This window comes from Burkholderia sp. WSM2232 (genome assembly GCF_000472545.1).
GTDB lineage: Bacteria > Pseudomonadota > Gammaproteobacteria > Burkholderiales > Burkholderiaceae > Paraburkholderia.
Genome location: NZ_AWZV01000034.1, coordinates 62,288 through 73,592 on the forward strand (window position 1 = coordinate 62,288; position 11,305 = coordinate 73,592).

The following is an 11,305-nucleotide window of genomic DNA, read 5'->3' on the forward strand; positions in this document are numbered from 1 at the left end:
AACGGACGGAGATGGCCATGTTCAGGTGGTACAAAGCGAGTACGCCAGTGGAGCGCAACACGTTCTGGGGCTGTTTCGCAGGATGGGGACTCGATGCGCTCGACGTGCAGATGTTCACGCTCGCCATTCCGGCGATCATTGCGGCTTATGGCATCGACCACACGCAGGCAGGCGCGATCAGCGGCGTGACGCTGATTTCATCGGCGCTCGGCGGCTGGATTGCGGGCGCGCTGTCGGACCGCTTCGGCCGCGTGCGCACTTTGCAGATGACGATTCTGTGGTTCGCCGGCTTCACGTTCCTCTGCGCGTTCGCACAGAATTTCCCGCAACTGCTGGTGCTCAAGGCGCTGCAAGGATTCGGCTTTGGCGGCGAGTGGGCTGCGGGCGCGGTGCTGATGGCCGAGACCATCCGCAACGAGCATCGCGGCAAGGCAATGGGCGCGGTGCAAAGCGCATGGGCGGTTGGCTGGGGCGCTGCGGTGCTGGTCTATGCCGCGGTGTTTTCATGGCTGCCGGCGGACCACGCCTGGCGTGTGATGTTCGCGGTCGGCTTGCTGCCCGCCGGCCTCGTGCTGTTCGTGCGGCGAAATTTGCAGGAGCCGGTGCGCGCGGAGTCGGCCGAGGCCGCCGTGGAGGCGAAGGTGTCCGCTCCGGCTCAGATCCTGCAGGTGTTCCAGCCGCGCGTGCTGCGCACGACGATCATCGGTGCAGTGCTCGGAACCGGGGCTCACGGCGGCTATTACGCGATCATGACTTGGCTTCCCACGTTCCTTGCGAAAGAGCGGCATCTGTCGGTGTTGAATACTGGCGGCTACCTCGCGGTCGTGATCGTCGCGTTCTGGTGCGGCTGCATGCTGAGCGCCTATCTGCTTGATCGCATCGGGCGTCGTCGCAACATCGCGCTGTTCGCTTTCTGCTGCATCGTCACCGTGCTCGGCTATGTGATGCTGCCGCTCACGAATACGCAGATGCTTGTGCTCGGCTTTCCGCTCGGCCTTTTCGCCGCGGGCATTCCGGCGAGTCTCGGCCCGCTTTTCAACGAACTTTATCCGGCCGATATGCGGGGCACCGGCGTTGGCTTCTGCTACAACTTTGGGCGGATTGCATCCGCAGGTTTTCCCGTGCTGGTCGGCTACATGAGCCACTCGATGTCGCTTGGCGCCGCCATCGGCATCGACGCGGCCATCGCGTACGGGCTCGCCATGCTCGCCGTGCTGATGTTGCCGGAAACGCGCGGCAAACGTCTGCGTGGCGGGGCGCCGGAACAGTCCGCCGACGGCACGCAAGGCACCGATACCGCTCATCTCACTCTGAATCCGCCGCGTAGCTGAACATGAACGCATCTGCATCCTCACTGCCGTTTGCACCCAGTGGCGTCGACACGCACGCGCACGTTTTCGAGCGCGGCTTGCCCCTGAGCGACGGGCGGCGCTACGCGCCCGCGTACGACGCAACGCTCGACACCTATCTGGCGCTTCTGAACGCACACGCAATGACCCATGCGGTGCTCGTGCAGCCGAGTTTTCTCGGCACCGACAACCGCTACCTGCTCCAGGCTTTGTCCGCTCAGCCCGAACGCCTGCGCGGCGTCGCCGTCGTGGCGCCGGACATCGCGGCAGAGGAACTGGCGCAGATGCACAGCCTTGGCATAACGGGAATTCGCCTGAATCTGATGGAGCAGGCGCTGCCGAACCTCGGCGCAAAGTCATGGGCAGCGTTGCTCGACAGCGTGGCGCGGCTCGGCTGGCATGTCGAGCTGCACAGAAACGCCGTCGATCTCGCACCGCTGATCGACTGTCTGCTCGAGCGCGACGTGCGCGTGGTGGTCGACCATTTTGGCCGTCCCGACCCGGCTTTGGGCACTCAGGATAGCGGCTTCAAGGCGTTGCTCGCGTATGGCAAGACAGGCCGCGTATGGGTCAAGGTGTCGGGCGCGTATCGCTGCACGGCGCCGGGCTCGCGCTTCGTTGCGGATGCAACGAGTCAACTGATCGAGCACTTTGGCACGCACCGTTTGATGTGGGGCAGCGACTGGCCGCACACGCAATACGAAACGGTGACGAGCTATGGGGAGACTTTGTGCATGCTGCTGAATGCCGGCCTCGACGCGAACCAGCTGAACGCGATTGTTCGCACGACGGCGTTGCAATTCTATGGATTCGAAGCTGAATCTGCCGCGCGCAATGCACAAACGACGCCGGGCGCCACATTACAACGCGTGATTTGAGCTGGATTCGGCAGGAAGCAAGAAACTGAAGCGACTGCTTTGACAGGATAGTAGACGAAAGCGAAGCCCGCTTTCGTCTACGTCACTGATGCGTTGGTAGGCTCGATTGGATTCGAACCAACGACCCCCACCATGTCAAGGTGGTGCTCTAACCAACTGAGCTACGAGCCTGTAGAGGCGCGAATTATAGAGAGTCTCGCTCAACTGCACAAGAGCCGCGGCGAATTGATGCGATAGGCGCGCGCGTCGTTCAGTGCGCCGGATTCCATTCGGCGTGAGCGTCGAGTGGAAAGACCGGGCGCTTCACGTTCCTGAAAGCAAAGAGCCCATAATCGGAGCTCGTCACGCCGCGGCTGTCGCACTCCACGAGTCCTGCTGAAATAGGCTCGAACACCGGCCGGCAATACATGCGCGACTTGAGCAGCAGAAAGCGCGCGCGACGCGGGTCGATGCCGACGCTTTCGAACACCCCGAGGTCCCACGGTTCATGCGTGTGCTCCGTCACGACCAGTTTCACTGTGCCGGTGTCCAGCACAGCGGCGCGGCCCATATGGGCGCGTTGTCCGGTGTAAGTGGGGCCGCTGATCACATACTCGCCGTCAGTCAACGCGCGCACCACGCCGGTCATGGCAAGCGGAGCTCGCGGCTTAATGCTGCTGCTCTCCACCTTGTTGCCTATCGTAATGGTCACTGTGCTGCCAACGCCCGCGGCCATCAACGCGGCTACCGCCTGTGGATCGCACAACGGCCCAGTGACGATACCGTCGAGATTCTGTGCAAGCGCTTCCTCGAGCAGGTCCATGGTGTCGCAGGTGCCGCCCGACATGCAGTTGTCGCCGTGATCGAGCAGCAAGACGGGCTTGTCGGCGCCTTTCGCGAGCGCGGCGGCTTGCGCAACCGACTCCGCGAGCGGCGCACTGCGGTAGACGAAGTCCTCGCGCTCGTTCCAGATTTGCCGCGCAATGCGCTCGGCCACCGCGTCGGCTTGCGCGCGGTCCTTGTTGCCGACCACCACCACACTGATGCACGGCGCCTCGATATCCGCGAGCGAAAAACCGGACAGCACCGAGACTGCGAGCATGCCGTCGGCCTCGGCGGCGCGGGCGGCGACCACCGCGCGCTTCATCGCGCCCTCGGCAGTCGCGCTGCGCAACGTGTGCGTGAGCAGCGGCGGCTGGCACCACGCGAGCACCGGCTGCGCCTCGCCACGCATTTGCGCAAACAGCAAACGCGCGGCATGCGCGCCGGTTTCATACATATCGACGTGCGGATACGTCTTGAAGCTGACGATGATGTCCGCGTTGTCGATCATTTTTTGCGTGACGTTGCCGTGCAGATCCAACGCAACCGCAATCGGCGCCGCGGGCAACGCGGCGCGCACGCGCTCTAGCAGATCGCCTTCGCCGTCGTTCGAATTCTCCGCGACCATCGCGCCGTGCAGGTCGAGCATCACGGCATCGCAACCGGGCGCGGCGGCAAGAATCGCGGCGCAGATCGCGTCATATGCGGCAGCATCGACGGGGCCGCTCGGATTCGCCGCAGCCGACACAGGCGTCACGATCTGCGCGCCCTCGCGTTCAGCCGCATCGATAAACGCGGCCATTGCCGTCTGCATGCCCTTGTTGTCGTGGTACGCGTCGTCGCCGAAACTCGGGCCGGGGTGTGCGCCGTTCTGGCCGAAAGCGGACAACGGCGTCGCCACCGGAGAGAACGTATTGGTCTCGTGGTTCATGCGCGCAATCAGGATTTTCATACGCTCGATCCCTCCGGCACCGGCGCGGCTTGCACGCTTTGCGCGGCCTTCAGCATTGCGTGCAGCAGTACGTTGCAGCCGGCTTCGAGATGGTCCGCCCGGGCGTCTTCGATCTCGTTGTGACTGATGCCGTCTTTGCAAGGCACGAAAATCATCGCGGCGGGCGCCACGCGTGCGAGATACACCGCATCGTGGCCCGCACCGCTGATCGCGTCCATCGACGAAAGACCCAGCATGTCCGCGCCTTCCTTGACGGCGGCGACGAGCTCAGCCGCGAACGGTTGCGGCGGAAAGTACACGACTTGCTCGATCACCACCTCGATTCCCGGCTGTTTGCCGGCGGCCTCGCACGCCTCGCGCAGGGCGCCGTCCATCGCGGTGAGGCTCGCGTCGTCGGCGGCTCGCAGGTCGACGCTCAGCTTGACGCGGCCCGGTATCACATTGCGCGAGTTCGGATGCACGTCGACCCAGCCGACCGTGCCACGGCCATGCGGCGCATAATCGAGCGCGATGCGGTTCACCGCATGAATCAGGTCCGCTGCAACGAGCAGCGCATCGCGGCGCAAGGCCATCGGCGTGGGCCCCGCATGCGCTTCCATGCCCTGCACCGTCACGTCGTACCAGCGCTGGCCGAGAGCGCCCTGCACGATGCCGATGGTCTTGTCGTGGGCCTCCAGCACGGGGCCCTGCTCGATGTGCGCCTCGAAATACGCGGCAACGGCATGCGGTTCTCTGGTTTCGCCGACATAGCCGATAGCAGCCAACGCATCGCGTACCGAGATGCCGTCGCGGTCGCACTGAGCGAGCGCATGTTCCAGCGTGAAGGCGCCGGCGAACACGCCGGAGCCCATCATCACCGGGACGAAGCGCGAGCCTTCCTCGTTAGTCCACACCGCCACTTCCAGCGGTGCGAGCGTGGTCACGTTGGCATCGCTCAGTGTGCGCAGTACTTCCAGACCGGCGAGCACGCCGTAGTTGCCGTCGAATTTGCCGCCGGTGGGTTGCGTGTCGATGTGACTGCCTGTCATGACAGGCGGCAGGTCGTCGCGCAAACCCGCGCGGCGGGCGAAGATGTTGCCGATCGCGTCGACCCGCACGGTGCAGCCGATCTCCTTCGCCCACCCGACGAAGCGGTCACGCGCAAGGCGATCCAGTTCGGTGAGCGCGAGCCGGCACACCCCGCCTTTGTCCGTCGCGCCGATCTGCGCGAGTTGCATGAGGCTGTTCCAGAGCCGGTCGCCGTCCACGCGCAAACGGGCATGTGCCTCGCTGCGTTGAGAGTGATGAGCTTGCATCAATGCTTCCTCATAATGATGTCGACGCAGGCTCAGACTACGCCGACGCCGAGATAGCGGTCCTTGATCGAATGGTCGGCGGCGAACGATGCGTTGTCGCCCGAATAAACGATCGCTCCCTGTTCGATGATGTAGTGGCGATCCGCGAGTTGCGTGCAGACTTCGAGGTTCTGCTCGACGAGCAGAACCGCGACGCCTGCCTCGCGAATCAGCTTCAGTTGCGCGACGATTTCTTCGACGATCACCGGCGCGAGACCTTCTACGGGCTCGTCCAGCATCAACAGACGCGGATGATTCATCAGCGCGCGGCCAATGGCGAGCATCTGCTGTTCGCCGCCCGAAAGCTGTCCGCCTCCGTTCGTGCGCCGTTCCTTGAGCCGCGGGAAAATACGGTAGATGTCGTCGAGCTGCCAGGGCGAGTGCTTGCGCGCGCCGAGCCGCAGATTCTCTTCGACGCTGAGCAAGCGGAAAATGCCGCGATGCTCCGGCACGAAGCACACGCCGCGCGAAGCGATTCTGTGCGGCTGCAGGCCGCTTATCGTCGTGCCGTTGAATGTCACGCGGCCATTCTTCGGCGCGACGATGCCGGCAATCGCCTTTAACGTAGTGGACTTGCCCGCGCCGTTGCGACCGAGCAGAGTGACGGTCTCGCCCTCGCCGATCTGCAGCGAAACGCCTTGCAGTATGTGACTTTTACCGTAGAAGCCGTGAATGTCCTGCACGTCGAGAATCATGCGCGGCCTCCGGTGATCATGTTGCCGAGATAGGCGCTGCGCACGCGCTCGTCGCCGCGAATCTCGTCGGGCCGGCCTTCCACCAGCACGCGGCCTTGCTGCATGACGGTGATCGTGTCGGAAATGTCCATCACGATGCCCATGTTGTGCTCGATCAGCACGACGGTGTAGTCGTCGCGCAAACTGCGGATCAGTTGCTTCATGTCGTCGAGATCGTCGATGCCCATACCGGAGGTCGGCTCGTCGAGAAAAATCGCCTTGGGTCGCGCGGCGAGCGCCATACCCACTTCGAGCCGCCGCTGCTGACCGTGCGATAGCGCTCCCGCGGCGACCTCGCTGAAGCGCTGCAACGCAAGGCGTTCGAGCACGCCGTCGACGGTATCCGCGTGGGCCAGTGCACCGCGCGGCGGCGTCCATGCATTGAGCGCACGCCTGGCGTCGACACCTTGCGCGGCGAGCCGCAAGTTCTCGCGTACGCTCAGGTTCGCGAACAGGCTCGTCACCTGGAACGACCTCGCGATGCCGCCGCGCACGCGCTTGTGATCGGGCTCATGGGTCACGTCCCGGCCGTCGAAAACAATCGTGCCCGCCGTGATCGGCACAGTGCCGGTCAGCACATGAAAGAGCGTGGTCTTGCCCGCGCCGTTCGGCCCGATCACCGAATGCACGGTGCGCGGCATGATGCGCAGGTTGACGTCGGAGAGCGCCGTGAACTTGCCGTAGCGTTTCACCACGCCGCTCGCGTTGAGAATGGCTTCGGTCATACGCGCTCCTTTGCGGTGTCGTCGCCGGCATCGGTTGCTCGGGCTGCCCGGTCCGTTTGTGCTGTCTGGGCGTTGTCTCCCGGCGCGCGGCGCAACGCCTGCCAGAGCCGCTCGCCGAGCCCCCACAAACCGCGCTGCATGTAGAGGCTGACCGCCATCAACACGATGCCGAGCAGCAACAGCCAGCGCGGCCATAACGTGGACAGCCAGTCGGCGAACAGCACATAAAACGCAGCGCCGAGCACGGACGCGAACAGATTGCCGGTGCCGCCAATCACCGTCATCACGAGGATCATTTCGCTCGTGTGGTAGTCGATGTTGGAGAGCGGCGCAATACCGGTCATCAGCGCATGCAACGCCCCGGCGAGACCCGTCACCGCGCCGGAGACCACGAAGGCCATCAGCTTGAATCGCTTGACGTCGTAGCCAACGGCGGCGGCGCGCGCTTCGTTGTCACGGATAGCAAGCAGCGTGCGGCCGAATACGGAATGCGACACGCGCATCATCAGCCAGAACACGACGAGGAACAGCACCGCGACGAATCCGTAGTACTGCCAGGGGGACGTCAACGCAATCAGTTCCTTGCCGAACAACCCGAGCGCGGGACGTGGAATGTCGAGCAGGCCATTGTCGCCGCCAGTCACATCGGGCGTCGTGTAGGCAAGGAAGTAGAACAGTTGCCCAAACGCTAGCGTCAGCATAACGAAATAGGTGCCACGCTGCCTGATCGAAAACCAGCCGACCAGCGCGGCGGCCGCCGCGCCAAGCGCGATTGCCGCCAGCAGCGCGACGGGAACCGGCAGCGCCGCTTTGGTCAGCACGAGGCCCGCGCTGTAGCTGCCAAGTCCGAAAAAGATGCCCTGCCCGAAAGACAGCAGCCCCGTATGGCCGAGCAGAAGGTTGCAGCCTAGCGCGGCCAGCGCGAATACCAGCACTTCAGTGGCGAGCGAACCGGAGCGCAGCGTCAACGGCAGGATGCAAACCACCAGCAGTGCGAGGAGCAGAAAGCGATAGCGCTGCAGCGCGAGTCGCGGGGCGTTCCCCGATGCGCGCGGAGCAGCCTTCGCGACGGCGGATTTCGAAGTGTCGATCACGCGGCTCTCCCGAGTAAGCCGTTAGGGCGCAACAGCAGGACAGCGGCCATCGCGACGTAAATCATCAGACGCGCGCCCTCGGGCCACAGCGTGCTCATTACGCTTTGCACGATGCCCACGAGGAGGCCGCCCACCAGCGCGCCAAGGAAATTGCCCATGCCGCCTACCACCACCACGACAAACGCGACACCCAGCGCCTCGATGCCCATGAAGGGATCGACTCCGCGAATCGGCGCGGCAAGCACGCCGGCAAGCGCAGCGGTGGCTGCACCGAGCGCGAATACGAGGCTGAACACGCGCAATACGTTGATACCAAGCAGCGACACCATTTCCGTCGACTCACTGCCCGCTCGTACCGCGCTGCCCAGACGCGTGCCTTCCAGCACCCACCACAGCAACGCGGCGAGTACCGCAGTGAAGCCGATTACAAAGAGGCGGTACTTCGGATAGACGAAACTGCCCCAGATCACCACGCCGTTCAGCATGTCGGGGACAGGCACGTTTTCACCCAGCGGGCCCCAGGCGAGAATCGCGCATTCCTGCACGACGAGAGCAAGGCCGACCGTCACGAGAATATGAAACTCATGCTGCTGCGCATAGACATGCCGCAAAACCAGCTTTTCGACGACCCATGCCAATGCGCCCACTACGACGGGAACGATGACGAGCGCTGCCCAGAAGCTCATCGACCACTGCATCGCCTGATAGCAAAAGTACGCGCCGAGCAGATAGAAGGCACCGTGCGCGAAGTTCACGAAGCGCAGCAGGCCGAACACAATCGACAAACCGACGGCGAGCAGGAAATACAGCATCCCGACGCCGATGCCGTTGACGATCTGCAGTAGATATACGTTCATGGCCACCGTCTGATGGTTAAGCGAAACGTGAGTGCATTGATGCGTGCGGCGGGAGGCCGGCGGCATTGCGAGCCCCCCGCGGCGCTGGTTGTGGTGCGTTTGGTGTTGGTTGCGCGTTTGCGTTTGGTTGGCTTGCCTTGCCTTGCTTGGCGCGTCAGGCCAACTTGCAACCTGTCTTGTCGAGCGGCAGAAACGATTGTCCGGAACTGACGATATCTGCGTAATCGTCGGCGTTTTTCATTTTGTTTTTCGCCTTGCCCTTCAGCAGATAGTAGTTCTTCAGCACCTGGTGGTCGCCCTTGCGGACTTCTTCCGGACCGGTCAAACCATCGTATTTCATGCCCTCGAGCGCGGCGACTACTTTCTTCGGATCGACGTTACCGGCCTTCACGATGCCGTCCAGCAGGATCTTCGTACAAATGTACGAGCCAGCGAGGCTGTAATTGGGGTTCACCTTCAGCGCAGCTTGCGTGCGTTTGACGAGATCGCGGTTCAGGGGCGAATCGATCGCATGCCAATACTGCGCGCCAAAGTAGACGCCGTCGCACAGGTCGGCACCCAGCGACTCGAATTGCTCGAGGCCGGACGCCCAGGCGACCAAAATCGTGCAATTGTTCTTCATGCCGAAGCTGACAGCCTGGCGAAGCGTGTCGGACGATTGCGAGCCGAAGTTCAGGATGAGCAGCACGTCCGGCTTGGCGGCAACCGCATTCGTCAGATAACCGCTGAACTCTTTTTCGTTCAGCGAGTGATAGCTGTTGCCGACATGCTCGATGCCCTTGTCCTTGAAGACCGCTTTTGCCGCAGACAGCAGACCATCGCCAAACACGTACTGCGGTGTGATGGTGTACCAGCGCTTCGCCTTCGGCAGCATCTGGCTTAACGGACGCACCGTCTGTTCGATCGCGCCATAGGTGGGTACTGACCAGCGGAACGTGGCGTCGTTACAGTCCTTCCCTGTGATTTCGTCCGCGCCCGCCGTCGTGATGAAAACCCCGCCGGCTTTCTCCACTTCCTTGCCCATCGCCAATGCTTCGGACGACAAAATACCTCCGGCGAAGAACCGCGCATTCTTCTGCTGCGCGATCTCCTGCACGCGACGCACCGCCGTCGCGGGCTTGCCCTCGGTGTCGAGCACGGAATATGCGAGCGGCTCGCCAAGCACCTTGCCATATTGTTCGATGGCGAGCTTCATGCCGAGATCGGCGTACTTGCCGTTGGCGGCGAATGCGCCCGACATCGGCACAGGACAGGCGAATTGCACGCTGCCCGCCTGCGCAAATGCACTGCGTGCAACGAGCGAACCCAGCGTGCCCGGAACGGCCGACAGCGCGGCCAGCTTCAACATATTTCGGCGATTCAAAATGACGCTCCTTGGAAGAGACACGCACTGAACGACTGCGAAAACCTGCTGGCCGCCGCGAGGAATTCACCACTCCGGCTTTGTTCTATTTATCATGATAGATATGTTAGAAGGGATCGTAGGTACAATAAATTCCAGTGTCAATAAGGCAAAATTCCTGGCGGCGACGCGGCGACTGTGCATGTACGGCGGTCAACGTCGGCGCCCCCGATATTGCAGTACACGAAAATGGGAGTCGTAAACATGGCCCTGGATCGAGCCAAAGCGGGTGCCGCCATCGAAATCAAGCAGCAGAAGCGCGGTGATCTGGTCGCGGAGGAAATCAAGCGATTGATCACCGAGAAGGATCTGAAGCCTGGGGATCGGCTGCCTCGCGAAGTCGAGCTACAGCAATTGTTCTCCGTGAGCAAAAGTACGATCCGCGAGGCGCTGAAGTCGCTGGAGGTGCAAGGGCTCATCAAGGTAACGACCGGACCGAGCGGTGGCGGCATGGTGGTCGAGGTGCCGCTGGATCGGACGTTGCAGCTTTTGCAGAACTATCTGTTCTTCAAGGACGTGTCCATCGACGACATTTACACCGTGCGCAAGCTGCTCGAGCCGGAACTCGCGGCGGGCGCAGTGCCGTACCTGACGGAGCAGGATTTCGAGGCGCTCGAGGCGAGCATCGCGTGTTGCGATCGGCCGGCTCCGGCGCACGGCGGCCAGGATATCGTTCGGCAACGTCAGGAGGATGTGAATTTCCACGACATCCTCGCGGCGGCGAACCCTAACCCGTTTCTGCGCTTCAGCTGCGAGTTGATCAACGAGATGATCCGGCAACTGATCGAGTTCCGTAACGATACGCCGCAGGCCGAGCATGAGCGTTTCGGACAGGCCAACGTCAAGATTCATAAGGCGATCACGAAGGCGGCACGCGAGCGCGATGTTGAAAAGGTGCGGGAGCTGATGACGGTGCACATGACGGAGGCGCCGCGATACGTGAAGCGGATGAAGGGGAAGCTGCGGGGGCGATTGATTCTGGATTCGGAGATCCGGCGGCGCGTGCGAGCACGGAGTGTCCCTGCTGCGGATTCCGATGTCGATGGAGTGGACAGCGGGGAATGATGGGGTGGAGTGGGTGAGTGGCTGTGCGGACGTGGGAGGTGATGGGTTGGAGGGTTGGAGGGTTGGAGGGTTGGAGGGTTGGAGGGTTGGAGGGTTGGAGGGTTGGAGGGTTGG

General features: G+C 62.8%; 10 protein-coding genes and 1 tRNA gene. 3 read left to right on the top strand and 8 right to left on the bottom strand.

The window, feature by feature from the left end:
• Positions 1-17 precede the first annotated feature (17 nt).
• Positions 18-1,331, top strand: coding sequence for an MFS transporter (locus tag F757_RS0125815; RefSeq protein ID WP_027213907.1), 1,314 nt, complete (start codon positions 18-20; stop codon positions 1,329-1,331).
• A 2-nt stretch (positions 1,332-1,333) separates the two neighbouring features.
• Positions 1,334-2,227, top strand: coding sequence for an amidohydrolase family protein (locus F757_RS0125820; RefSeq protein WP_027213908.1), 894 nt, complete (start codon positions 1,334-1,336; stop codon positions 2,225-2,227).
• Positions 2,228-2,321: 94 nt separating this feature from the next.
• Here F757_RS0125820 and F757_RS0125825 read toward each other — a convergent pair.
• From F757_RS0125825 to F757_RS0125860, 8 genes are all read right to left on the bottom strand, one after another.
• A tRNA-Val gene (locus tag F757_RS0125825) sits at positions 2,322-2,398 on the bottom strand.
• 79 nt (positions 2,399-2,477) lie between these two features.
• Positions 2,478-3,980 carry a M81 family metallopeptidase gene (locus tag F757_RS0125830; RefSeq protein ID WP_027213909.1) on the bottom strand — a complete coding sequence of 501 codons (1,503 nt, stop codon included), beginning with the start codon at positions 3,978-3,980 and terminating at the stop codon, positions 2,478-2,480.
• A complete protein-coding gene (locus tag F757_RS0125835; RefSeq protein ID WP_027213910.1) occupies positions 3,977-5,275 on the bottom strand; it encodes a Zn-dependent hydrolase in 1,299 nt (432 codons plus the stop codon). Before F757_RS0125835 ends, F757_RS0125830 begins: the two co-directional genes overlap by 4 nt.
• A 32-nt stretch (positions 5,276-5,307) precedes the next feature.
• On the bottom strand, positions 5,308-6,009 hold the full coding sequence (locus F757_RS0125840; protein ID WP_027213911.1) for an ABC transporter ATP-binding protein: 702 nt from the start codon (positions 6,007-6,009) through the stop codon (positions 5,308-5,310).
• The gene (locus F757_RS0125845) at positions 6,006-6,773 is read right to left on the bottom strand and encodes an ABC transporter ATP-binding protein (RefSeq protein ID WP_027213912.1); all 768 of its coding nucleotides are present in this window, start codon (positions 6,771-6,773) and stop codon (positions 6,006-6,008) included. The genes F757_RS0125840 and F757_RS0125845 overlap by 4 nt, the downstream gene beginning before the upstream one ends.
• Positions 6,770-7,867: a branched-chain amino acid ABC transporter permease gene (locus F757_RS0125850; protein ID WP_027213913.1), complete on the bottom strand. Its 1,098-nt coding sequence runs from the start codon at positions 7,865-7,867 to the stop codon at positions 6,770-6,772. Before F757_RS0125850 ends, F757_RS0125845 begins: the two co-directional genes overlap by 4 nt.
• On the bottom strand, positions 7,864-8,724 hold the full coding sequence (locus tag F757_RS0125855; RefSeq protein WP_027213914.1) for a branched-chain amino acid ABC transporter permease: 861 nt from the start codon (positions 8,722-8,724) through the stop codon (positions 7,864-7,866). The genes F757_RS0125850 and F757_RS0125855 overlap by 4 nt, the downstream gene beginning before the upstream one ends.
• Positions 8,725-8,878: 154 nt before the next feature.
• Complete coding sequence (locus F757_RS0125860; RefSeq protein ID WP_027213915.1) at positions 8,879-10,087, bottom strand: ABC transporter substrate-binding protein; 1,209 nt, start codon at positions 10,085-10,087, stop codon at positions 8,879-8,881.
• Between the two features lie 243 nt (positions 10,088-10,330).
• Here F757_RS0125860 and F757_RS0125865 point away from each other — a divergent pair, with 243 nt between their 5' ends.
• A complete protein-coding gene (locus tag F757_RS0125865; protein ID WP_027213916.1) occupies positions 10,331-11,191 on the top strand; it encodes a FadR/GntR family transcriptional regulator in 861 nt (286 codons plus the stop codon).
• Positions 11,192-11,305: the final 114 nt, after the last annotated feature.

Bases quoted from the DNA above. Each gene is read 5' to 3' on its own strand.
- F757_RS0125815 (WP_027213907.1), top strand. From the start codon at position 18: ATGTTCAGGTGGTACAAAGCGAGTACGCCAGTGGAGCGCAACACGTTC.
- F757_RS0125820 (WP_027213908.1), top strand. From the start codon at position 1,334: ATGAACGCATCTGCATCCTCACTGCCGTTTGCACCCAGTGGCGTCGAC.
- F757_RS0125830 (WP_027213909.1), bottom strand. From the start codon at position 3,980: ATGAAAATCCTGATTGCGCGCATGAACCACGAGACCAATACGTTCTCT.
- F757_RS0125835 (WP_027213910.1), bottom strand. From the start codon at position 5,275: ATGCAAGCTCATCACTCTCAACGCAGCGAGGCACATGCCCGTTTGCGC.
- F757_RS0125840 (WP_027213911.1), bottom strand. From the start codon at position 6,009: ATGATTCTCGACGTGCAGGACATTCACGGCTTCTACGGTAAAAGTCAC.
- F757_RS0125845 (WP_027213912.1), bottom strand. From the start codon at position 6,773: ATGACCGAAGCCATTCTCAACGCGAGCGGCGTGGTGAAACGCTACGGC.
- F757_RS0125855 (WP_027213914.1), bottom strand. From the start codon at position 8,724: ATGAACGTATATCTACTGCAGATCGTCAACGGCATCGGCGTCGGGATG.
- F757_RS0125865 (WP_027213916.1), top strand. From the start codon at position 10,331: ATGGCCCTGGATCGAGCCAAAGCGGGTGCCGCCATCGAAATCAAGCAG.